Here is a 23,675-nt window from a genome sequence, read left to right as displayed (position 1 = left end):
AACCTCCTGGCTCTGGTCGTTATCGTAATAAAGTGAGTAATGGCGCTTGTTCGCTGGTGTCCTGACCAACGCTTGCCGGAATGACATCAAGATAGTCATCGCTGTTGGTGACCAGCACCGGCGTGGTCAGGTCATAGCCGGCATCGGAAATGCCCTGCATATCGAATTCCAGCAACAAATCGCCTTGCTTCACCACCGCATCAACCGCGATGCGTGGCGTAAAGAATTTGCCGTCCAGCTTCACCGTATCAATGCCGACGTGGATCAGAATCTCTGCACCCTCATCAGATTCAATCCCTATGGCGTGATGGGTTTTGAACAGGGAAACCACGGTACCATTTACCGGCGATACAACCCGCCCCACTGCTGGCACCACCGCCACGCCTTTGCCCAGCAAACCACTGGCGAACGTCGGGTCTTTAACCTGATCGAGTGCGATACAGGCACCGGTCATCGGGCTGGCAATCAGGGTTTTTCCGCGTGGCGCCTGAACGGCCTCCGCTTTGGCCTTTTCGGTGATTTCCGGCGTTGCCGCTTCTTCTTTCATGCCGAAGAAGTAAGTTGCCAGCGCAGCAAACACCAGGGCAATCAGCGTCCCGGCAATGGCGGCGGTCACCGTTTTATCAAAGCCGGTTGGCGGAATAATCTGCGTGAAAGTGAAGATGCTGGCGAATCCGAAGGAATACGCCGTGGTCTGGAAATACCCGAGGATCGCCGCACCCAGTGCACCACCGGCGCAACCGAAAATAAACGGACGCCGACGCGGCAGATTGATGCCGTAAACCGCGGGTTCCGTAATCCCAAAAATCCCCGCGCTGATGGCTGAACCCGCCAGCGCCTTCGTTCGCGCATCTCTGGCGCGCAGCATCACGCCAATCACTGCCCCGACCTGCCCCATCACGGCGGGCAATAACAGCGGCAGCATGGTGTCGTGACCGAGAATACTGAAGTTGTTGATCATCAGCGGCACCAGCCCCCAGTGCAGACCGAAAATCACACACACCTGCCACAGTGCACCCATAAAGGCACCGGCAATCATCGGGCTGATGTGATACACAAACTGATAGCCGTTAGCCAGTTGCTGGCTGGCCCAGGTGGCGACGGGGCCGATAATCAGGAAGGTCAGCGGCACCACGACCATCAGGCAAATAAGCGGCGTGATAAAGTTACGCAGCGCAGAAGGCAGGATTTTCATGGCCCGTTTTTCCAGCCAGCTTGATACCCACGCAGCCAGGATCACCGGGATCACCGATGAGGCGTAATTAATAAAGACCAGCGGAATACCGAAGAAATGCTCGCCCTGCGCACCAGGTTGCTGTGCCTCAAACGCGGCGATCATCAGCGGATGCACCATTGCCCCGCCAATCATCATGGTAACGAACGGGTTACCACCGAATTTTTTACCGGCAGTGAAACCGATCACCAGCGGGAAGAAGTAAAACATGGCGTCACTGGCGGCGAACCAGACTTTATAGGTACCGCTTTCCGGCACCATCCAGCCGCACGCCAGCGCCAGTGCCAGAAAACCTTTCAGGATCCCCGACGCGGCCATGATGCCGATAAACGGGGTAAAAATGCCGGAGATAACGTCAATCGCCCGGGCAAATAAACTGCCCTTATCACCGCTGTCATCGTCGCCGCTGTCGGAAAGCGCACTGCCTTTCACCAGCGCTTCATACACCGCACCGACGTGGTTGCCGATCACCACCTGAAACTGGCCGCCGCTCTCGACAACCATGATGACACCCGGGTTTTCTTTTAGCCCGGCAGCGTCGGCCTTACTGGTATCTTTTAATTTAAAACGTAAGCGGGTGGCACAATGCACCACGCTGTTGACGTTATCCTTTCCGCCCACTCCGCGGAGAATTTCATCGGCTAATGTACTGTATTCCATGGTGTTATCTCATCAGAGTAATGGCGTCGTGCACGACATTGCCGGTGTATTTCAAAGGGGCGGCCGGCCCCTGAATTCAGGCCAAAAAAAAACCTAAACGTCCGGTCTCTTCGTCATACACGAAGAAACGAGAAGTTTAGGTTTTGCCTGTCAGACAGTAACAATCCTGCTTTCTGAAACGGATTCTCTGGCGAATCGCAGACAGAAACAAGTCGTAATATTCGCCGGATGATGAAACTGTGATCGGCTTCAGATTTCGTGCTAAAAGCAGGCATCTGACCGGAGCAGCCTCAATCTGATCCTGCTCACAAACCGGAAACAAAATTAAATAACGTAAAATGCATATTCGTTTCCTCAATTGTTTACGCGCAGTCCATTCTCAATACTTCTGTTTATATTTCGCCTTTTAACGCGTTATCCCTGCGTTCCCATCCGGAAAATCAAGGAGATATAAAATGACTCACCTGTATCAGGATGCTTCACAGCCCGTCGCTACCCGCGTCGCCGACCTGCTTGCCCGCATGACGCCCGCTGAGAAATATGCCCAGATGCACGCGTTCTGGCTGATCCTCGACAGCAACGGGAAGCATAAAGAACGGTCCGATCTGAGCGATGATTTTGCCGGGCATAAACAGACTCTGGCACTGGAGGAGCAACTGGCGCTGGGCGCGGGACAAATCACGCGCCCCCTGGGAACGCACGTGGTCAGCCCGGCAGAAGGCGTGCGCGCCCTGAACCGGCTGCAAAAAATGCTGGTTGAAGAAACACAGCTGGGCATTCCGGCGATGTTCCACGAAGAATGTCTGGTCGGTTTATTGTGCAAAGACGCCACACTGTTCCCCTCTTCCCTGAGTTATGCCTCGACGTGGGATCCGCAACTGGTGGAGCAAATTGCAGGCGCTATCCGCGATGAAGCGCAAAGCGTTGGTTGTCATCAGGGACTGGCGCCGGTGCTGGATGTTTCCCGCGATGTCCGCTGGGGACGAACTGAGGAAACCTTTGGCGAAGATCCTTATCTGGTTGGCATCATGGCGACGGCTTACGTGCGTGGTTTGCAGGGTGAAAAACGTGACCTGCTGGCCACGCTGAAACATTATGTCGGGCATTCATTCAGCGAAGGGGCTCGCAATCATGCGCCGGTACATCTGGGTTTTCGCGAGCTGAATGACACCTTTCTGCTGCCGTTTGAGATGGCGGTAAAGCTGGCGAATGCCGGTTCGGTGATGCCGGCTTATCACGACATCGACGGGCAGCCTTGTCACAGCGATCACTTCCTGCTGACAGAAGTTTTGCGCGAACAGTGGGGATTCGATGGTCTGATTGTTGCCGATTACGGCGGCGTCAGCCTGCTGCATCAGCATCACGGTGTCAGCCATGACGACGCGGAATCCGCCGCGCTGGCGTTTAATGCCGGACTGGATATCGAGTTGCCGAAAGGCGATTGCGCGCAGCATCTTGCCGATGCGGTTTCACGTGGCCTGATTGATATGGCGAAAATTGACGAGATCGTCGCCCGCGTGCTGACCGAAAAATTCCGCCTCGGGCTGTTTGAACAGCCTTACGCCCTTGATCCGCAGCCACAAATGCAACAACCCGCCACGCGTGAACTGGCCTGGAAAGCCGCCGTCCGTTCCGTCACCCTGCTGGAGAATAATGGCATCCTGCCGCTGAAACCCAAATCCGGGCAGAAAATTGCAGTGATCGGCCCGACGGCAGACGATCCGCTGGCCTTGCTCAGCGGTTACAGCTTCCCCGTGCATCTGATCATCAGCGAAATGGAAGCGCAGACGGAACATGTCACCACGCCGTTACAGGCCTTGCGTGACGCCTACGGCGAGCAAAATATCCGGTATGCAAAAGGTTGTCATATTCTTGAAAAACGCACAGCGGGCGCGCCGGTCTTCCCCGGCGATGCCGGCTCAGCCATGCAAAAATCGCCGGTATCACGAAGTACCGCGCTTATCCCACAGGCCGTGAAACTGGCGCAGGAAAGTGATGTCGCGTTAGTGTTTGTCGGCGATCTGGCCGGATTATTCCAGAGCGGCACCGTCGGTGAAGGCTCTGACACGGACAGCCTGCAATTACCGGGTGTTCAGCAACTGTTGCTGGAAGAGATTGTCGCGACCGGCAAACCGACCATTGTGGTAATGACCGGCGGTCGTCCGTATTCCCTTGGCGGACTGGAGGAAAAAGTCGCCGGGTTCCTGATGGCATTTGCGCCCGGTCAGGAAGGCGGACGTGCAATTGCCGATATCGTCAGCGGCAAAGAAGCACCGTCCGGCAGGCTGGTGGTTTCCGTACCGAAAAGCGCCGGTGCCATGCCCTATTATTACAATCACAAACTGAAAAGTGGCGGTACGCCGATTGCGTTCCACTTCGGTGCAAAATACCCGTTTGGCTTCGGGCTGAGCGGCACCACGTTCCGCTATCACGATCTGCAACTCAATCAGCAACCGGTCGCTATCGAAAATGGCGATATTGCAGTACAAATCAAAGTCACCAATACCGGAAATCAGGCGGGCAGCGAGGTGGTGCAGGTTTATCTGCGTGACTGTGTGGCATCACTGGTACGCCCGATGCAGGAACTCAAAGCTTTTGAGCGCGTAGAGCTGGAGGCCGGACAAACCGCAACGCTGAATTTCAGCATCCCGACCGACATGCTGAATTTCACCAGTCACGCCGGTAAGCGCATCGTCGAACCGGGTTCTGTTGAAGTTCAGGTGGGCTCTTCAAGCGCCGATATTCATGCAACAGGAAAGGTGATTCTGGCGGGTAAAGTGCGCGAGTTGCCACGTCACTGGCGGATGGTCAGCCGTTGTGAAGTCAGTCAGTAATTTCTGCTGGCTGAAATAAGCAAAACGGATGCTCAGGGCGTCCGTTTTTATGCGTGCAAAATCGCTTACTCTGATTCTCTGGTAATCCCGAAGTGCTTATACGCATGATTGGTCGCCATACGCCCGCGCGGTGTGCGCTGAATAAAGCCTTGCTGGATCAGGAACGGTTCGATGACGTCTTCAATGGTCTCGCGCTCTTCACCAATCGCCGCAGCTAAGTTATCCAGCCCGACCGGCCCGCCGGTGAACTTATCAATAATCGCCAGCAACAGTTTGCGGTCCATGTAATCGAAACCTTCGGCATCGACATCCAGCATGTCCAGCGCGCCGTTAGCCACATCACCGTTAATGGTGCCATCGCCTTTGACTTCCGCGAAGTCACGCACACGGCGCAACAGGCGGTTAGCGATACGCGGCGTACCACGTGAACGGCGGGCTATCTGATGCGCGCCCTCCTCCGACAATTCCAGCCCGAGACAAGACGCACTGCGCCCGACGATGTGCTGTAAATCTGCCACCTGATAAAATTCCAGACGTTGCACAATACCAAAACGGTCACGCAGTGGTGACGTCAGAGAACCGGCGCGGGTGGTGGCACCTATCAGGGTAAAAGGGGGTAAATCGAGTTTGATAGAACGCGCCGCCGGACCTTCACCAATCATGATATCCAGCTGATAATCTTCCATTGCCGGATACAAAATTTCTTCAACAACCGGCGACAGACGGTGGATTTCATCGATGAACAGCACGTCGTGCGGCTCAAGATTGGTCAGCATCGCGGCCAGATCACCGGCTTTTTCCAGCACCGGTCCCGACGTGGTACGCAGATTCACGCCCATTTCGTTAGCGACGATATTGGCCAGCGTGGTTTTACCCAGCCCAGGCGGCCCGAAAATCAGCAGGTGATCGAGCGCATCTTTGCGTTGCTTGGCCGCCTGAATAAAGATTTCCATTTGCGAACGCACATGCGGTTGCCCGACGTATTCGCTGAGCAACTTCGGGCGTATCGCACGGTCAATGACTTCTTCTTCACTGAAGACTTCGGAAGAAATCAGGCGGTCAGCTTCAATCATCGTTTACCTCACAGCGCTGCGCGCAACGCTTCTCTAATCAACGTTTCAGATTCCGCACCCGGCTTGGCCACTTTGCTGATCATACGGCTGGCTTCAGGTGGTTTGTATCCGAGGGATATCAGGGCTGCAACGGCTTCGCCTTCGGCATCAGATTCTTTAGCTTTCGACGCCGATGCAGGTAGCGTGATATCAGTATGATTGTTAAATAGATCACCGTTTAATCCTTTAAACCGGTCTTTCATTTCAACGACCAGGCGTTCTGCGGTTTTCTTACCGACGCCAGGTAACTTGATTAATGCGGTGATTTCTTCCTTTTCCACCGCACTGACAAACTGCTGTGCCGACATGCCTGACAGGATCGCCAGTGCCAGCTTCGGCCCCACACCGTTCACCTTGATCAGTTCACGGAACAGTGCGCGCTCTTGTTTATCGTTAAATCCGTAGAGCAACTGGGCATCTTCACGGACGATAAATTGCGTGAAGATGATAGCTTCCTGACCCAGCTCCGGCAATTCGTAAAAACAGGTCATCGGCATATGCACTTCATAGCCCACGCCGTTAGTTTCAAGCAGCACCAAAGGGGGCTGTTTTTCCAGAATAATGCCTCGTAGTCTGCCTATCACGTTCATTTTCCTTATCAGGTCAAAAGCAGCGATGTTTATATCATAAAAAAGGCTGGATGAATATCCAGCCTAATGGACTTGCGGCGTCTATCGCATACGTCCGCGAGCCATCTGTAATTTGTCTGAGCTCAGACGAATGGCGTTCTGGCTCATGTGGCAATGTGTAATCGCAATCGCCAGCGCATCGGCGGCATCCGCCTGGGGATTGGCCGGTAATTTCAGGATTGAACGCACCATATGCTGAACCTGCGATTTTTCAGCCGCACCGGTACCCACGACAGTCTGTTTCACCTGCCTCGCCGCGTATTCAAACACCGGCAAATCCTGATTCACCGCTGCCACGATCGCCGCGCCACGCGCCTGCCCGAGCTTTAAAGCCGAGTCGGCATTCTTCGCCATAAACACCGATTCGATGGCAAAAAAATCAGGCTGAAACTGGGTAATGATTTCCGACACACCGGCGTAAATCAGTTTCAGACGTCCCGGCATATCGTCCACCACCGTGCGGATGCACCCGCTGCCGAGATAGCTGAGCTGACGCCCTGTCTGGCGGATAATGCCATAGCCGGTAATACGCGAACCGGGGTCGATCCCCAGAATAATAGCCATAGCCAGTCAACGCCTTGTGTTGTCGTTTTTTTGGAAAGTTGGGGGAGAGTATAAACTGCTGAGGCACAACAGGATAGCCAGCCGGTGGTAGCCACCGGCGGCACTGAGATTACAGAGTTTCTGCGATCTCGTCGGAGATTTCACCGTTGTGGTAAACCTCCTGCACATCGTCACAATCTTCCAGCATGTCGATCAGGCGCAACAGTTTAGGTGCAGTTTCTGCATCCATGTCGGCTTTGGTCGATGGGATCATGGTAACTTCAGCGGAATCAGCTTTGTAACCGGCAGCTTCCAGCGCATCTTTCACTTCGCCCAGATTTTCCCAGGCAGTGAAGACATCAATAGCGCCGTCATCGTAAGAAATGATGTCTTCAGCGCCCGCTTCCAGCGCGGCTTCCATCAGCACGTCTTCATCCAGGCCAGGAGCGAAAGTGATCACGCCTTTTTTGGAGAACAGGTAAGCCACGGAACCGTCGGTACCCAGATTGCCACCGGTTTTGGTGAAGGCATGACGCACTTCTGCCACGGTACGGTTGCGGTTATCACTCAGACATTCAACCATGATGGCTGAGCCACCCGGACCGTAACCTTCATAAATGATGGTTTCCATGTTGGTGTCTTCGTCACCGCCCACGCCACGTGCGATAGCACGGTTGAGGGTATCGCGGGTCATGTTGTTCGACAGCGCTTTATCAATTGCCGCACGCAGACGTGGGTTTGAACCCGCATCGCCGCCGCCCAGACGTGCAGCTGTCACCAGCTCACGAATGATTTTTGTAAAAATTTTGCCGCGTTTAGAATCTTGCGCCGCTTTGCGGTGCTTGGTGTTGGCCCACTTACTGTGACCTGCCATAAATATCTCCAAAAAGTCTAAAGTCTTAACAGACCGAATAGTTTACAAATTCTTCAATCGCCTGCTGGTTGCTCGGAGACACCGTCAGCGCAGCCGCTGCGGATTTATCGAGCCACCGGTACGCATGATGTTCTGTAAGAACCACATCACGCTCGTCGGGTAACGCCAGACAGAACCAATGTTCTTTGTTACGGGTCACGCCGGGAGCATAGCGATGGCGCAAATGCGCAAATATTTCAAAGTCCTCGCAGCGCTGGCAATCCTGCAGAGTCAGGTTTTCACCTGCAATGTCGATACCGACCTCTTCCATGACTTCACGCTGCGTGGTTTGATTCGGGGATTCCCCGCCTTCCAGACTGCCGGTCACCGACTGCCAGAAATTTGGGTCATCCTTTCGTTGGAGCATCAGCACCCTGCCGGTGTTTCTGGCGTAGATGACGCACAGTATCGACTCAGGACGCTTATAGCTCATTAGTTATTCTCTGTATTTGTGTCTGGCGTCACTTCTTTTTTCGCCACCACTGCGATGCCCAGTTCCAGCAGTGAAGCCGGGTTGGCAAAGCTTGGCGCTTCGGTCATCAGACACGCAGCCGCGGTAGTTTTCGGGAAGGCGATCACGTCACGGATATTGTCGGTACCGGTCAGCAACATCACCAGGCGATCCAGACCAAATGCCAGACCCGCATGCGGAGGCGTACCGTATTTCAGGGCGTCGAGCAGGAAGCCAAATTTCTCGCGCTGTTCGTGCTCGTTAATACCCAGAATGCTGAACACGGTTTGCTGCATTTCGCTGCGGTGAATACGCACAGAACCGCCGCCCACTTCGTAGCCGTTGATCACCATGTCGTAGGCGTTTGCGATAGCGGAAACCGGGTTAGCCGCCAGTTCTTCTGCCGTCATGTCTTTTGGCGCAGTGAACGGGTGGTGCATGGCGCTCAGGCCGCCTTCGTCGGTGTCTTCAAACATCGGGAAGTCAATAACCCACAGCGGTGCCCACATGTCTTCTTTAGTGATTTTCAGGTCACGGCCAACTTTCAGACGCAGTGCGCCAATCGCATCAGTCACAATCTTCGCGCTGGCTGCGCCGAAGAAGATCATGTCGCCATCTTGCGCACCGGTACGTTCGATCAGGGCTGCCAGCAGTTCTTCGTTAAGGAATTTCGCGACCGGGCTCTGGATACCTTCCAGACCTTTCGCCACTTCATTCACTTTGATGTATGCCAGACCTTTCGCGCCGTAGATTTCGATGAATTTTGCGTATTCGTCAATTTGCTTACGGCTCAGGGAGGCACCACCCGGAACACGCAGCGCAGCCACGCGGCCTTTTGGATCGTTAGCCGGATCAGCAAACACTTTGAACTCGATGTTTTTCATCAGGTCGGCCACATCGACCATTTCCATCGGGTTACGCAGGTCCGGTTTATCAGAGCCGAAACGACGCATAGCCTCTGCAAAAGTCATGATCGGGAAATCGCCCAGATCCACGCCTTTCACTTCCTGCCACAGTTCGCGGGCCAGTTTTTCCATCACTTCACGCACTTGTTCAGCGCTCATGAAGGAGGTTTCCACGTCGATCTGGGTGAATTCAGGCTGGCGGTCAGCACGTAAATCTTCGTCACGGAAGCATTTAACAATCTGATAGTAACGGTCAAAACCGGACATCATCAGCAGCTGTTTGAACAGCTGAGGAGACTGCGGTAAGGCGTAGAACTTGCCTTTATGCACACGGCTCGGCACCAGATAGTCACGCGCACCTTCCGGCGTGGCTTTGGTGAGCATCGGAGTTTCGATGTCGAGGAAGTCATGGCTGTCCATGAAACGGCGCACAAAACTGGTAATTTTTGCACGCGCTTTCAGGCGGTTAGCCATTTCAGGACGACGCAGATCCAGATAGCGGTATTTCAGACGCGCTTCTTCAGTGTTGACGTGGTTGGAGTCCAGCGGCAGCGATTCAGAACGGTTGATGATGTTCAGATTGCTGGCGAACACTTCCACTTCGCCGGTCGCCATGTCTTTGTTGAACTGACTTTCAGGACGCGCACGCACGGTACCGGTCAGCTGAATACAGAATTCGTTACGCAGTTCAGACGCCAGTTTGTAGGCTTCAGCCTGATCCGGGTCGAAGAAAACCTGAACGATGCCTTCGCGGTCACGCATATCGATGAAAATCAAACCACCCAAATCGCGGCGACGGTTAACCCAGCCACACAATGTTACTTCCTGGCCCACATTGGACGCATTCAGTTTTCCACAATATACAGTACGCATAACGGTATCCTTTTGATCCCACTACCCGGCCTCATGGCGCACAGGCACAGAAACGGTTATTGACTCTGGTCGCTCGCCGCAAAACTCAGCAGCGCTCGGAATGGGTTTTATTCAGGTCGAAAAAAGGCGGCTATTATAAAGGAATTTCCGGCGAAGGATAAGTACGAACACGTCAACGCTGACGCGGAAATTCATTCGTGTTGCAAGCTACACATAATTTAACAAAATTATCTCATTTCAGTCTGCCCGTTAGAATAGACTCGCGCCATCCCCTTTGTACACGCAGTAAATAATTCCTTTCTCTCATTACCCCTATTGAAAACCGGGAGCTACACATGAAACTTGACCCAAAAACTACCGCACTGGTATTGATCGACTTACAGAAAGGGATTTTACCGTTCGCTGGTGGACCGCACACCGCACAGCAGGTGCTGGATAATGCTACTGAACTGGCAAATCGTTTTCGTAAACTGGGCGCGCCGGTCGTCATGGTTCGCGTGGGCTGGTCAAATTCTTTTGACGAAGCGCTGAAACAACCGGTTGATATCCCTGCGGCTGCACCGGAAGGCGGTTTACCCGCAAGCTGGTGGGAATTCCCGGAACAGCTGGGCGTCACCGACAGCGATCTGCTGGTGATTAAGCGCCAGTGGGGCGCGTTCTACGGCACCGATCTGGATCTGCAACTGCGTCGTCGTGGCATCAAAAGCATCGTGCTGGCCGGTATCTCCACTAACATCGGCGTGGAATCCACTGCGCGTAACGCCTGGGAACACGGCTATGAACTGGTCATTGCTGAAGACGCCTGCAGCGCGCACAACAATGACCATCATCAGTCCAGCGTGCAATTTATCTTCCCGCGTATCAGTCGCGTACGTTCAACTGCCGAAGTGCTTGCCGCTCTGCCGGAGTAACGTTACCCTGAATTTCTTGCCTGAACGCCGCCCGCTGAGGCGGCGTTTTATTTGGGAATTCCGGCTCAGAAAACAGGGAGCATGATTATGTATATTGGTTTACCGCAATGGCACCACAACGCCTGGGCAAAAATCGGTTTGCGTGATCTGGCCGATTACGCGCGGTATTTCAATTGCGTCGAAGGCAATACCACCTTTTACGCCCTGCCCAAACAGGAAGTGGTGATGCGCTGGCGCGACATGACGCCGGAATCTTTCCGTTTTTGTTTCAAATTCCCATCGGACATCAGCCATAAAGCGGCACTGACGAATTGTCAGGAAAACGTCGATTTGTTTTACCGCACGCTCGAACCGCTCGGTGAACGCATTGGTCAGCTCTGGCTGCAACTTCCTGCCACGTTTGCCCCCGTTCACCTTGACCGACTGTGGCAATTTCTGGATGCCCTTCCCGCGGGTTTCGATTACGGCGTTGAAGTGCGCCATCAAGATTTTTTCAACAAAGGCGGGGAAGAACGTGCGCTGAATCAGGGCTTACATCAGCGTGGAATTAACCGCGCCATTCTCGACAGCCGTCCGGTTCACAGTTCGAAATCCACAACTGAAGCAGTGCTCGAAGCTAAACGCAAAAAACCGATTCTGCCGCTGCACGCGCTGGCGACATCATCCCGGCCCATTGTGCGTTTTATCGGCGGCGACAGTCTGGACGCTAACCGTCCGCTGTTCGGACAGTGGATTAAAAAACTCGACGACTGGCAATCTCAGGGATTATCACCGTATCTGTTTATTCATACGCCTGACTGCACAGATGCTCCGCAGCAGGCGCGCAGCCTGTGGCAGGATTTGCACCGGCAGATGCCCTCTGTTCAGCCCGCACCTGACTGGCCAGAACAGGACACCTTGTTCTGAGAATATTCAGGATTTTCTGACGACAGTCTTACGGCAGCCCGTTATCATAGCGGCGAAGCGGAAGGCATTAGTTCCGCCAGAAAACAGGGATTAACCAAGGAAGTCATCATGATTAGCGCGTTATATGTCGTGCTTGCTGCCATACTTTTGATCAAACTCTCTTTCGATGTTGTCCGCCTGCGGATGCAATACCGCATTGCCACCGGCGACGGCGGTTCCTATGAATTACAAACCGCCATCCGTGTCCACGGTAACGCCGTAGAATATCTGCCCATCGGCTGTTTACTGCTGCTGTATATGGAAATGAACGGTTCGCCCATCTGGACAGTCCACGCCTGCGGTTTGTTGTTGATTCTGGGCCGGTTATTCCATTATTACGGGCTGAAGAACCGCGAATTTGCCTGGCGCCGCAACGGCATGGGTGCGACGTATATCTCGCTGGTGCTGATGGTCGTGGTGAATATTATCTATCTGCCATGGTCACAATTTCTGAACTTCGACTGATCGCCCCGCTTTTCCCAGGCTGTTTTGATGCAGTTTTGAAACAACTCCCGAGCGCGCAGGTATCTGCCTGCGCCAGTATCTGCTAAAATCTGCCCTCAACTTTTTACCCACACTCTTTTTGGCCTGACTCACCGCTATGGCAAACCACGATACGCTGTTTTCTGCACCAATAGATAAGCTGGGCGACTGGACGTTCGACGAACGCGTTGCTGAAGTTTTCCCTGACATGATCCAACGCTCAGTTCCGGGCTATTCCAACATTATTTCGATGATTGGTATGCTCGCCGAGCGCTTCGTTCAGCCCGACTCGAATGTCTACGATCTGGGCTGCTCGCTGGGTGCTGCCACGCTTTCGATGCGTCGCAACATCAAGGTTCCGGGCTGCGAAATCATTGCTGTCGATAACTCCCCCGCCATGGTGGAACGCTGCCGCCGCCACATTGATGCTTTCCGTGCCGATACGCCGGTTAACGTGATTGAATCCGACATTCTGGATATCGAGCTGAAAAATGCCTCGATGGTGGTGCTTAACTTTACGCTGCAATTCCTTGAACCGGCTGACCGTCAGCGCTTGCTGAATCAGGTGTATCAGGGCATGCGTCCGGGTGCTGCGCTGGTACTGTCTGAAAAATTCAGCTTTGAAGATAAAGACGTCGGCGAACTGCTGTTCAATATGCATCACGATTTCAAACGTGCGAACGGCTACAGCGAGCTGGAAATCAGCCAGAAACGCAGCATGCTCGAAAATGTAATGCTGACCGATTCGGTTGAAACTCACAAAGCCCGCCTGCACCAGGCCGGGTTCCAGCACACAGAAGTCTGGTTCCAGTGCTTTAACTTCGGCTCACTGATTGCGCTGAAAGCCGGAGAAGCAGAATGATTGATTTCGGTGATTTTTATCGCGTTATCGCCAAAGGGCCGCTGAGCCCGTGGCTTAATACCCTGCCATCGCAACTGACTGCATGGCAGAAAGAATCGCTGCACGGCAAGTTCAAACTGTGGTTTAACTCCGTCGATCGTTTGCCACTGTTGCAGCCAGAACGTCTGGATTTGCTGCATAGCGTCAGCGCAAATATGGAAGTGCCTTTGCCAGCCGGTCAGCGCGAAGGGATTGAAAATCTGCTGCGCAATATGATGCCATGGCGTAAAGGGCCATTTTCGCTGTACGACGTTGAAATCAATACCGAATGGCGTTCTGACTGGAAATGGGATCGCGTACTGCCGCATATCTCTTCGCTGGCAGGCCGCACTATTCTTGATGTTGGCTGCGGCAGCGGATACCACATGTGGCGCATGATTGGCGCAGGCGCGCATCTGGCCGTGGGTATCGACCCGATGCAGCTGTTCCTGTGCCAGTTCGAGGCCGTGCGTAAATTACTGGGCGGCGATCAACGCGCGCACCTTTTGCCGCTGGGTATCGAACAATTACCTGAGCTGAACGCTTTCGATACGGTGTTCTCGATGGGCGTTTTGTATCACCGTCGTTCGCCGCTGGATCACCTTCTGCAGCTGAAAAATCAGCTGGTCAGCGGAGGCGAACTGGTGCTGGAAACCTTAGTGATTGAAGGCGACAGCGAGCAGGTACTGGTACCGGGCGACCGTTACGCGCAGATGGGGAATATCTATTTCATCCCTTCTGCAGCAGCACTGAAAAACTGGCTGATCAAATGCGGCTTTGTTGATGTACGCATTGCGGATGTCAGCGTCACCACGCTGGAAGAACAACGCCGTACTGACTGGATGACCAGTGAGTCACTGGCTGAATTCCTCGATCCGAATGACCCGACCAAAACCATCGAAGGTTATCCGGCACCGCGTCGCGCCCTGCTTATCGCCCGCAAGCCTTAACTCCCTCTTCCTCCGCCAGACATCCTCCGGTCTGGCGGAATTTATTGCTCACACTTTACCCTCACTTTCAGCCACATGGCTCTGTACATCGCGCCGTAAAAAGGTCTAACCTTTATTGAAGCTATCTGTTTGTTCTGACAGAGATCGTCGTTAACGTATTGGGAGGAAGTATGAAATTCCCTAAAGGCAGCATCGTTAAACACAGATCCGGAGATATCAAAGGTCGCATTATGAATACCTTCGAATCACAGACAGGCACCGTGTCCTATTTCGTTTCCTGGGAAGATGGCAGCAGCAGTCTGCATAAAGAGGACGAATTACACTGGGCCAATATTGACGTCGCGATCAGGATTAAAAACTTCTACGAAAAGTAGCGGTTCCCCTCTTCTGTCAAAGCCCTTTGTAAAGCTTCGCGTTTTGACGTTATAACATTGGATTGATTGATAGTTTTTCGTGTATAAATTCGGCCAACCAATTTATCCGTACGCGATTATTTCGCGGAGAAATCAATGCGCAGAAGAATTCGTTTCCTCATGGACCGCGCCGTTATTGTTTTAGGTCTTTTTGTCATGTGTCTGGTCGTTAAAGCAGGGATGTTTGGCGTGGCATTGCTGACCTGGGGCTGAGAAGTCATTCCGGTTAATGACGACTGTAATCTCCCGCAGTTATCCCGCACTTATAAAGAACGAAGAATAAAAAAAGCCCCGCCAAAGTGACGGGGCCTGGTACTTGCGCAGGGCGACGCAATAAGGGTCGTGTGACCCGGTTAAACTTTAGAGTTATTACGCCGAGCGGGATACTTCATCGTCGAACTGCAATGTTCTTTTCATTGCGGCAACAATATCGCCGTCCACGCAATAACGACTGAATTCATCAAAATCGGTGTCAGAACTCATCGTGACACCGGCTTTGCGGTAACGCATAGAAGAAGGCACCTGACGTCCAGCCGAGCTGTGCAATTCAGTCAGCCCGATATCCACAAACTTTTGCAGATTGGTCAGTCGCACGCCCGCGCCAGCCATAATGATTGGACCACGCGTCAGCTGGTTGAGTTCCCGAAGCATCGGTAAACCTACTTCTGCATTTTGTTGCTGTCCGGAAGTCAGAATGCGCGCCACCCCTAACTGAGTCAACTGCTCTAACGCAATCTTCGGATTGAGACACATATCGAACGCGCGATGGAATGTCACGGCCATATCGCCGCACAGCGCCATGACTTCCCACATTCTCGGCATATCGATATGCCCTTCCGCATCCAGCATACCGACGACCAGTCCCGGAAAACCGAGATCACGAATGCAGGCGATGTCACTTTTCAGCACATCAAATTCGCTCTGGCTATAGCAAAAGTCCCCCCCCCTTGGACGTACAATCGGATGTACCGGGATTGTCACTTTTTCCCTCGCCAGTTTAAGGGTACCGTAACTCGGCGTAATCCCGCCGTCAGCCTGACTCGCACATAATTCGACGCGATCGGCTCCGGCTTGTTCTGCTGTCAACGCACAGTCTACGCTGTAACAACACACTTCTAATTTAGTCATGTGATCTCTCCTGATTACGGCATTATGCTACAACACTTGTCTGTAACCGGCCATGTCGCGTAGGCTTTGAGATGAGCATCCCCGCCCAACCTGCTTGCTTAGGAAAGCTAACTATGACACTCAATTTTGATTTATGGGTAGACCGCAGTCACAGTGATAGCGTTAAGTGGAATAAATACAATAATCAGGATGTCATTCCACTTTGGGTCGCCGATACCGACTTCACTTCTCCGCCTCAGGTTATCAAAGAGTTGCAGCAACGCGTGGCAGAAGGCGTGTTCGGTTATGGTTTTACGCCGCCGGAACTGATTGATTTAGTGGTAAAACGTCTGGCAGAACGTTATGGCTGGGCTATTGAGCCCGAATGGATTGTCTGGTTACCAGGGCTGGTGTGCGGATTAAACGTCGCCGTGCGCGCCAACGTGAGTCAGCATGAGACCAGCCTGATGCCCGCGCCGATTTACCCGCCGTTTATGCAGGCAGCGCAATCCGAAGGGCGTCACTTTAAATCGGTTAATGTAATTGAGCAGAATCAGCGTTGGGTGGCCGATTTCGCCGCTGCCGAAAATCAAATGGATGGCAGCGAAAAGTTGTTGATGTTATGCAACCCGTATAATCCGGGCGGAACGGTATATCGCCGCGAAGAGTTGCTGGAACAGCAGGAGTTCGCCCGACGCCACAACTTAGTGGTGTGCTGCGATGAAATTCACTGCGACCTGATCCTCGAACCGGGGCTGAAACATATCCCGTTTGCCTCGCTCAATGCCGATGCAGAACAGCGTTCCATTACCCTGCTGTCGCCGTCGAAAACCTTCAATCTGGCCGGTCTCGGCGCCTCAATGGCCATCATCCCTAATCCTCAGTTACGGAAAAACTTTCTCGATACCAGCGAAGGCATCGTTCCGCACGTCAATATTCTGGCCTATGTCGCTGCGACCGCCGCTTACCGTGATGGAGAAGAATGGCTCAGCGCACAACTCGACTATTTGCGCGTAAACCGGGAATTAGTGACAGCCAGAATCAACGCCATGCCGGGATTACGCATGCTGCCACCGGAAGGCACGTATCTCGGCTGGATTGATGCCAGCGCATTGCCGGTTCAGGATCCGTACCGGTTCTTTGTAGAAGCTGGCGTCGGATTTTCCGGCGGCGCAGCATTTGGTGCTCCCGGTTTTGTGCGCATCAATTTCGGTTGCCAGCGGGCATTGCTGGAAAAGGCAATGGACCGCATGGAGGCCGCCTTGCAGTCGCTCGAACGTTAGCCTTCAGCCTTCTCGCTGGCAACAATATCGCGCAAGCTGTGGGGATGGAATTTAATGGTCACTGACCCGTCGGTGATCGCCAGCGTCGGGTTAGGCAATCGCTCATTCTCGCCCTTTGGCGCACTTTGTTTCAGTTTTATACCGGGCGTCATCAGCGCTTCGTCGGCAATCAGTGCCAGCGCCCGCGTATACAAATCGTCCTCGTCACCTTCCAGGACAATCTCAATGTGCTCCCAGCCTTCATGCGGATAGCGCTTATCGCCGGGATATGGCAATTCCACCAGATCGATACTCAGCGGCCCGACAACCAGCGGCTGATTGAGGGTAAACAAGCAAATCGGCCTGCCGTTAATCATCGTTTCATTAAGCAGTTGCCCGCATTTTTCCAGCCCGGCGCGCCACCGGTCCGCTGTCGTATTCTGGTGACAGCGCACTGAAATATGATCCGCATGAAACTCGCCCAGTTTGATCTGCAATTTTGCGGCAAACGCCGTCAATACGCTGACAAACCGCGGCATATCGTCGACTAAATCCTGTAACTCAGGCACTTGGTTCATGGCAGGTATCCTATCTCATTTCAGTTTGCTTATCTTCAGGGTCGGGTAATTTACACAGCCTTTCATCCGGTTGCCAGAGACGCGCCGCAGAATCGCGTTTTCATTGCCGTCAGGCGTGCGGCGATACTGACGTCGCAGGGCTAATATGATATAAACACGCATCATTTTAGGTTCATCCGCATTGGGATGAACAGCAAACAACTCCATTCCTAAATAAAGGTACTTCGGTGAATATTCAGTCACTTCTTTCAGAAAAAGTCAGCCAGGCGCTGATCGCAGCAGGCGCCTCCGCCGACAGCGAAGCGCAAGTCCGTCAGTCCGCCAAAGCGCAGTTCGGCGACTATCAGGCAAATGGCGTAATGTCCGTGGCAAAAAAACTGGGTATGCCACCACGACAACTGGCAGAGAAAGTGGTTGAACTGTTAGATCTGAACGGTATCGCAAATAAAGTCGAAATCGCCGGTCCGGGATTCATCAACATTTTCCTCGATCCTGCGTTTGTTGGCGCGCACGTTGACAGCGCTCTGAACGGCGAAAAGCTGGGCATCACGCCGGTTGAACCGCAAACCATCGTTATCGACTATTCCGCGCCAAACGTGGCGAAGGAAATGCACGTCGGCCACATCCGTTCCACCATCATCGGTGACGCCGCCGTGCGCACCAATGAATTCCTCGGCCATAAAGTGATCCGCGCTAACCACGTCGGCGACTGGGGCACGCAGTTCGGGATGCTGATTGCTTATCTGGAAAAAGTGCAGAACGAAAATGCCGGTGACATGAATCTGGCGGATCTGGAAGAGTTCTACCGCGCAGCCAAGAAAAACTACGACGAAGACGAAGCCTTCGCCGAGCGCGCACGTGGTTACGTGGTTAAATTGCAAGGCGGCGACGAATACTGCCTGCAAATGTGGCGCAAACTGGTTGACGTGACCATGAAGCAAAACCAGCTGACGTATAACCGCCTGAACGTGACCCTGACAGAAGATGATGTGATGGGTGAAAGCCTGTACAACAGCATGCTGCCTGGCATTGTCTCCGACCTGCAGGCCAAAGGGCTGGCAGTCGACAGTGAAGGCGCCGTGGTCGTTTATCTGGATGAATACAAAAACAAAGACGGCGACCCTATGGGCGTTATCATCCGTAAAAAAGATGGCGGCTACCTGTACACCACCACCGACATCGCCTGCGCGAAATACCGCTACGAAACACTCGGTGCCGACCGCGTTCTGTATTACATCGATTCCCGTCAGCACCAGCATCTGATGCAGGCGTGGACCATTGCGCGTAAAGCCGGTTACGTGCCGGATTCTGTGGCGCTGGAACACCATATGTTCGGCATGATGCTGGGCAAAGACGGCAAGCCGTTCAAAACCCGCTCCGGCGGCACAGTGAAACTGTCTGATCTGCTGGATGAAGCAATTGATCGCGCACGTAAGCTGATCACCGAAAAAAATCCGGAAATGAAAGACGCTGCTGAACTGGAAAAACTGGTGAATGCTGTCGGTATCGGCGCAATCAAATACGCTGACCTGTCAAAAAGCCGTACCACCGATTACGTCTTCGACTGGGATAACATGCTGGCGTTCGAAGGTAACACCGCGCCGTACATGCAATATGCTTATACCCGCGTGGCTTCCATCTTCAAACGTGCAGAAATCGACGTGAACAGCCTGACCCAGCCAGTTGTGCTGAGTGAAGAGCGCGAAGCCGCGCTGGCAACCCGCCTGTTGCAGTTCGAAGAAGTGCTGACTGTCGTCGCCCGTGAAGGCACGCCACACACCATGTGTGCGTACCTGTACGACGTGGCAGGCCTGTTCTCCAGCTTCTACGAGCATTGCCCTATCCTCAACGCAGAAGACGAAACCAGCCGCAACAGCCGTCTGAAACTGGCATTGCTGACACAACGCACGCTGAAAACCGGTCTGGATACACTGGGTATCGAAACTGTAGAACGTATGTAATTCGCAGTATTTCGATATTAAAAAAGGGCGCTCAGGCGCCCTTTTGTGTTTCCGGAGTTTCCAACAAAAATACTATTCCTCAAATTCTGTTTATACCGTAATATTCTCAACGCATTTAATCGCTTAGGAAAGCGATCTTCAAACTGAAAAATAGATTTTCATTTAAAGGAATAGTAATGAACAATTTTCAAAACAAACCCTCTACGGCTTTTATCTTTGCATCCTGGATCGCATTATTAGGCGGCTTTATCATTTTTCTGATTGGACTCAACAACGCTCAGATGCAGCTTAATGAAAAAGGCTATTATTTCGCTGTACTGATACTCGGATTATTCTCTTCTGTTTCCCTGCAAAAACATGTTCGTGACAAGCTGGAAGGCCTGCCAACCACGACATTGTATGCAAACTTATGCTGGGCCGCATTTGCTATCGCCGTTGCCTTAATGTGCATAGGCTTATGGAATGCAGAACTAGCGATGAGCGAAAAAGGATTTTACGGCGTGACATTTTTTATGTGCTTATTTGGGGCTACTGCTGTGCAGAAAAACACACGAGATATGGCCGCGATAAATCCTAAAAATACGCAGGAATATTCCGATAGAGAAAGTAATACCAGCGAAGAATAAAGTTATCTTGATCGCATAAAGAAAAACCCGCCGAGATATAGCGGGTTTTTTCTTATTTATTTGCTGAATAAGAAAGTCATCAATCCAGACGTCTCGCAAATTCTTTCACGCGGAAGCCCAGCAGTCCGAGTACTGCAAAATACGCCACCACGCCCACCGCGACCACCGCTGCCAGACGCGCCAGACGATATGCCATACCGCCCACGTCCCACGCTGGCATCACGTACATCATGCCCAGCAGTGCCGCTGACATCGCAATCACTGCCACAAACAGTTTGATCAGGAACGTTCTCCAGCCCGGTTGAGGCTGAAAGATATCCTGCTTGCGCAGTTGCCAGTACAGCAGCGAAGCATTCAGGCAAGCTGCCAGACCAATCGACAGGGAAAGTCCCGCGTGTTTCAGCGGTCCGATAAAGGCCAGGTTCATCACCTGCGTCATCAGCAAGGTAATGATGGCAATTTTCACCGGCGTTTTGATGTCCTGACGGGAATAGAAGCCCGGTGCCAGCACTTTCACGACGATAAGACCCATCAGGCCGACGGAATACGCTACCAGCGCACGTTGCGTCATCGAGGCATCAAACGCACTGAATTTGCCGTACTGGAACAAGGCGACCGTCAGTGGTTTCGCCAGAATGCCCAGTGCGACAGAGCTTGGCAGCGCCAGCAGGAAGCACAGACGCAAGCCCCAGTCCATCAGGCGGTTGTATTCGCCATGATTACCGCTGGAGAAACTGCGTGCCAGCGACGGCAGCAGGATGGTGCCCAGCGCCACGCCCAGCACGCCGGAAGGAAACTCCATCAGGCGGTCAGCGTAATACATCCATGAAACGGAACCGGACACCAGAAATGACGCGAAGATCGTGTTGATGATCAGGGAAATCTGGCTGACGGAAACGCCCAAAATCGCGGGTCCCATCTGGCGCATCACACGCCACACACCGGCGTCTTTCAGATTCAGACGTGGCAGCACCAGCATGCCGATTTTCTTCAGATGCGGCAGCTGATAACCGAGTTGCAGCAAACCACCAGCCACCACCGCCCAGGCCAGCGCCAGCACCGGCGGATGGAAGTACGGAGCAGCAAACAACGCAAAACCGATCATGCTGACGTTCAGGAACGTCGGCGCAAACGCCGGTATCGAGAAACGGTTCCAGGTATTGAGTATCGCACCGACCAGCGATGCCAGTGAAATCAGCAGGATATACGGGAAAGTAATACGCAGCAGCGAACTGGTTAGCGCAAATTTATCCGGTGAATCAACAAAGCCCGGCGCCGTAATATAAATCACCCACGGCGCGGCAATCATGCCCAGAACGGTGACAATCGCCAGAACCAGCGTCAGTAAGCCGGAAACGTAAGCGATAAAGGTGCGGGTGGCTTCTTCGCCCTGCTGGGTTTTGTACTCAGCCAGGATCGGCACGAAAGCCTGAGAAAATGCGCCTTCGGCAAAAATACGGCGCAGCAAGTTGGGAAGTTTAAACGCCACAAAAAAGGCGTCTGTGACCATTCCGGCGCCAAATACACGTGCCACAATGGCATCGCGGGCAAAACCTAATACACGTGAAAACATCGTCATGGAACTGACGGCTGCCAAAGATTTAAGTAGATTCATGTCACTTTTCTTGTTTACCGGTTAGCTGATAAATGAGTCAGTTAAACAACCACGCCTGCATCAGCAGGCGTGAAAGATGAACCGGCATGGCTCAAAGATGCGCTTAGTCTACGCATCCGCCATGCAATAGCCACCGGCAGTTGTTTTATGTTGTTATAGAGTGTTAACCGTGCCATCCCGCAAAGCGTGTCTGTTGCGAACTCAGCTTAAGAATTCAGAATTTTCTCGATCATCGCCTGCGCATAAATCGCCTGCTCACCGCTGGTTTCCGGCGCAGTTTGATTGTTCACACAATCGACAAAGTGTTCAATCGCTCCGACAAATCCGCGCTGTGCCAGCGTACTTTGCCAGCCCGGCACCGGCAGTTGCGTCAGAATATCCTGCTGTTCCTCGCGCCAGTTTTGCATATTGTCCAGCTGATACACCGCGCCTTCCGTTACCGCCTGAATACTCTCACGGGCAGTTCCCGCACGGCGATGCATCGATGTCGTCACCAGCGTTTCGCCACACAGGAAATGGTGTTCGCCGTAGAGCATCTGGTCTGCTTCGTTAATCTGAAGCAGACCGCTTTCCAGAGTGGCATTTCCGCCCGCCAGCCACAGCGCGGTATCAACCACGTGCAGATAATCGTCCAGCAAGGTGAAACGCAGATCGTTTGGTCCGACGCTGTTGGTCCGGTGTTTATCCATGCGTAATGACGCCGCATCTTGCATGTTCTCTTTAAGCTGGCGATACAACGGCGCGAAACGGCGGTTAAACCCGACCATCAGCGCTTTACCTGCCTTTTGCGCCTGTTCTACCAGCTGTTCAGCCTGACCAAGTTCTGCCGCCAGTGGTTTATCGACATACACATGCACGCCCTGCGCCAGCAACTGCCCGACCACCTCGTAATGGCTGGCGGTGCTGCTGTGAACGAAAACCGCATCACACTGACTGGCCAGTTCATCTATACGGGAAAAACAGGCCATGCGGTAACTGTCACAAACGGCCTGTGCTTTTTGCTGATTCGGAGAAAATCCGCCTGCCAGCGTCCAGTTTTCAGCGTGGCTCAGCACTGGCAGATACGCTTTCTGCGCAATTCCGCCAAGCCCGATTACACCAATTCGTAATTTACTCACAACCCGCTCCTTTTAATCAGCCAGGTGTTGCAACAAATTTTCCAGACGCTGTTTCAGCTCAGCGACTTCTGCTTCCAGCGTTTCTACTCGCGCAGCCAGATCTGCACTTTCCGGCGCTGAACTGAATAATGGCTCTTCAGCGGCACCGGCAACGTTGCTGACTTCTCCGCTGAAAAGATGCATAAACCGGCTCTCGCGTTTACCCGGCTCGCGGGCCAGACGCACACAGAACGGGCCGTCTTCACGGTTCGTCAGTTCAGTCAGGGTTTGTTCTACTTCGGCAACATCGGAGAAATCATGCAAACGGTTGGTGCGGGTTCGCAGTTCACCGGGCGTCTGTGCGCCACGCAGCAACAGCGTGGTGACCACCGCCACTTCCTGCGGGGAAAATTTGAGATTACCGAACTCGGAATTACAGAAACGATGCTCGTACTTCATGGTGCGCGAGCCGCTCAGGGTGCGGATGATGTGCTTGCGCAGCAGTAAATCCAGCGTCTGCTGCACCTCACTCTCGCTCAGTTCCATCACCGGTTCGCGGTTGGTTTTCTGATTGCAGGCCGTGGTCAGGCCGTTGAGGGTCATCGGATATTGTTCTGGCGTGGTGAGTTGTTTTTCAAGCAAACAGCCCACGACACGGGCCTCCCGGGCGCTGAGTTCGTGTTTCATACTGCT

General features: G+C 53.1%; 23 protein-coding genes. 10 read left to right on the top strand and 13 right to left on the bottom strand.

All coding sequences use genetic code 11. From position 1 onward, the window contains the following. Positions 1 to 19: 19 nt before the first annotated feature. Positions 20 to 1,894, bottom strand: a complete 1,875-nt coding sequence (bglF, locus tag EC840_RS02265) for a PTS beta-glucoside transporter subunit IIABC (RefSeq protein WP_132963881.1) — start codon at positions 1,892 to 1,894, stop codon at positions 20 to 22. Positions 1,895 to 2,349: 455 nt separating this feature from the next. On the opposite strand from bglF, the gene EC840_RS02260 reads away from it, so the two are divergent. Next, a complete protein-coding gene (locus tag EC840_RS02260) occupies positions 2,350 to 4,728 on the top strand; it encodes a glycoside hydrolase family 3 N-terminal domain-containing protein (RefSeq protein ID WP_132963880.1) in 2,379 nt (792 codons plus the stop codon). 65 nt (positions 4,729 to 4,793) lie between these two features. On the opposite strand, the gene ruvB is transcribed toward EC840_RS02260, so the two are convergent. The 6 genes from ruvB to aspS form a co-directional block, all read right to left on the bottom strand. Next, positions 4,794 to 5,801 (bottom strand): Holliday junction branch migration DNA helicase RuvB, encoded by a 1,008-nt coding sequence (ruvB, locus tag EC840_RS02255; protein WP_120162671.1) that lies wholly within the window; start codon positions 5,799 to 5,801, stop codon positions 4,794 to 4,796. A gap of 8 nt (positions 5,802 to 5,809) precedes the next feature. Beyond that, complete coding sequence (gene ruvA, locus EC840_RS02250) at positions 5,810 to 6,424, bottom strand: Holliday junction branch migration protein RuvA (RefSeq protein WP_013575037.1); 615 nt, start codon at positions 6,422 to 6,424, stop codon at positions 5,810 to 5,812. An 87-nt stretch (positions 6,425 to 6,511) separates the two neighbouring features. Further along, positions 6,512 to 7,033 (bottom strand): crossover junction endodeoxyribonuclease RuvC, encoded by a 522-nt coding sequence (ruvC, locus tag EC840_RS02245; protein ID WP_015696865.1) that lies wholly within the window; start codon positions 7,031 to 7,033, stop codon positions 6,512 to 6,514. Between the two features lie 109 nt (positions 7,034 to 7,142). Further along, positions 7,143 to 7,886, bottom strand: a complete 744-nt coding sequence (locus tag EC840_RS02240; protein WP_013575035.1) for a YebC/PmpR family DNA-binding transcriptional regulator — start codon at positions 7,884 to 7,886, stop codon at positions 7,143 to 7,145. 25 nt (positions 7,887 to 7,911) lie between these two features. Continuing rightward, on the bottom strand, positions 7,912 to 8,358 hold the full coding sequence (gene nudB, locus EC840_RS02235) for a dihydroneopterin triphosphate diphosphatase (protein WP_120162670.1): 447 nt from the start codon (positions 8,356 to 8,358) through the stop codon (positions 7,912 to 7,914). After that, entirely contained in the window at positions 8,358 to 10,154 is a 1,797-nt protein-coding gene (gene aspS / locus EC840_RS02230) for an aspartate--tRNA ligase (RefSeq protein WP_112288233.1), read from the bottom strand. The genes nudB and aspS overlap by 1 nt, the downstream gene beginning before the upstream one ends. A 335-nt stretch (positions 10,155 to 10,489) precedes the next feature. On the opposite strand from aspS, the gene EC840_RS02225 reads away from it, so the two are divergent. The 6 genes from EC840_RS02225 to EC840_RS02200 all read left to right on the top strand — a co-directional run bounded on the left by EC840_RS02225 (position 10,490) and on the right by EC840_RS02200 (position 14,697). Next, positions 10,490 to 11,065, top strand: coding sequence for a hydrolase (locus tag EC840_RS02225; RefSeq protein ID WP_129638639.1), 576 nt, complete (start codon positions 10,490 to 10,492; stop codon positions 11,063 to 11,065). 87 nt (positions 11,066 to 11,152) lie between these two features. Further along, positions 11,153 to 11,971, top strand: a complete 819-nt coding sequence (locus EC840_RS02220; RefSeq protein ID WP_112288235.1) for a DUF72 domain-containing protein — start codon at positions 11,153 to 11,155, stop codon at positions 11,969 to 11,971. A 108-nt stretch (positions 11,972 to 12,079) separates the two neighbouring features. Then, the gene (locus EC840_RS02215) at positions 12,080 to 12,475 is read left to right on the top strand and encodes an MAPEG family protein (RefSeq protein WP_129638638.1); all 396 of its coding nucleotides are present in this window, start codon (positions 12,080 to 12,082) and stop codon (positions 12,473 to 12,475) included. 136 nt (positions 12,476 to 12,611) lie between these two features. Beyond that, positions 12,612 to 13,355 carry a carboxy-S-adenosyl-L-methionine synthase CmoA gene (gene cmoA / locus EC840_RS02210; RefSeq protein WP_120162666.1) on the top strand — a complete coding sequence of 248 codons (744 nt, stop codon included), beginning with the start codon at positions 12,612 to 12,614 and terminating at the stop codon, positions 13,353 to 13,355. Then, positions 13,352 to 14,323: a tRNA 5-methoxyuridine(34)/uridine 5-oxyacetic acid(34) synthase CmoB gene (gene cmoB, locus EC840_RS02205; RefSeq protein ID WP_112288238.1), complete on the top strand. Its 972-nt coding sequence runs from the start codon at positions 13,352 to 13,354 to the stop codon at positions 14,321 to 14,323. Before cmoA ends, cmoB begins: the two co-directional genes overlap by 4 nt. Positions 14,324 to 14,493: 170 nt before the next feature. Next, on the top strand, positions 14,494 to 14,697 hold the full coding sequence (locus EC840_RS02200; protein WP_112288239.1) for a hypothetical protein: 204 nt from the start codon (positions 14,494 to 14,496) through the stop codon (positions 14,695 to 14,697). A gap of 408 nt (positions 14,698 to 15,105) precedes the next feature. On the opposite strand, the gene cutC is transcribed toward EC840_RS02200, so the two are convergent. Next, complete coding sequence (gene cutC, locus EC840_RS02195) at positions 15,106 to 15,864, bottom strand: copper homeostasis protein CutC (RefSeq protein WP_112288240.1); 759 nt, start codon at positions 15,862 to 15,864, stop codon at positions 15,106 to 15,108. A gap of 113 nt (positions 15,865 to 15,977) precedes the next feature. Between cutC and EC840_RS02190 the strand changes: the two genes are divergently transcribed. Further along, positions 15,978 to 17,126 (top strand): PatB family C-S lyase, encoded by a 1,149-nt coding sequence (locus EC840_RS02190; protein ID WP_129638636.1) that lies wholly within the window; start codon positions 15,978 to 15,980, stop codon positions 17,124 to 17,126. Here the strand turns inward: EC840_RS02190 and EC840_RS02185 are convergent. Beyond that, positions 17,123 to 17,683: a VOC family protein gene (locus tag EC840_RS02185; protein WP_132963879.1), complete on the bottom strand. Its 561-nt coding sequence runs from the start codon at positions 17,681 to 17,683 to the stop codon at positions 17,123 to 17,125. The genes EC840_RS02190 and EC840_RS02185 overlap by 4 nt on opposite strands. 15 nt (positions 17,684 to 17,698) lie before the next feature. Further along, entirely contained in the window at positions 17,699 to 17,848 is a 150-nt protein-coding gene (locus tag EC840_RS25335) for a hypothetical protein (protein ID WP_207914728.1), read from the bottom strand. Positions 17,849 to 17,910: 62 nt separating this feature from the next. Between EC840_RS25335 and argS the strand changes: the two genes are divergently transcribed. Both argS and yiaA read left to right on the top strand, forming a co-directional pair. Further along, positions 17,911 to 19,644, top strand: coding sequence for an arginine--tRNA ligase (gene argS / locus EC840_RS02180; RefSeq protein WP_132963878.1), 1,734 nt, complete (start codon positions 17,911 to 17,913; stop codon positions 19,642 to 19,644). A 176-nt stretch (positions 19,645 to 19,820) separates the two neighbouring features. Continuing rightward, the gene (gene yiaA, locus EC840_RS02175; RefSeq protein ID WP_129638633.1) at positions 19,821 to 20,270 is read left to right on the top strand and encodes an inner membrane protein YiaA; all 450 of its coding nucleotides are present in this window, start codon (positions 19,821 to 19,823) and stop codon (positions 20,268 to 20,270) included. A 79-nt stretch (positions 20,271 to 20,349) separates the two neighbouring features. Here the strand turns inward: yiaA and murJ are convergent, their stop codons facing one another. From murJ to EC840_RS02160, 3 genes are all read right to left on the bottom strand, one after another. Further along, the gene (gene murJ / locus EC840_RS02170; RefSeq protein ID WP_112288245.1) at positions 20,350 to 21,885 is read right to left on the bottom strand and encodes a murein biosynthesis integral membrane protein MurJ; all 1,536 of its coding nucleotides are present in this window, start codon (positions 21,883 to 21,885) and stop codon (positions 20,350 to 20,352) included. A gap of 206 nt (positions 21,886 to 22,091) precedes the next feature. Continuing rightward, positions 22,092 to 23,003: a Gfo/Idh/MocA family oxidoreductase gene (locus EC840_RS02165; RefSeq protein ID WP_132963877.1), complete on the bottom strand. Its 912-nt coding sequence runs from the start codon at positions 23,001 to 23,003 to the stop codon at positions 22,092 to 22,094. A 12-nt stretch (positions 23,004 to 23,015) separates the two neighbouring features. Then, positions 23,016 to 23,669, bottom strand: a complete 654-nt coding sequence (locus EC840_RS02160) for a YceH family protein (RefSeq protein WP_132963876.1) — start codon at positions 23,667 to 23,669, stop codon at positions 23,016 to 23,018. Positions 23,670 to 23,675: the final 6 nt, after the last annotated feature.

The organism is Rahnella sp. JUb53, from assembly GCF_004346065.1.
In the GTDB taxonomy this organism is placed as follows: domain Bacteria; phylum Pseudomonadota; class Gammaproteobacteria; order Enterobacterales; family Enterobacteriaceae; genus Rahnella; species Rahnella variigena.
This window is presented reverse-complemented; position numbering and strand designations above follow the sequence as displayed.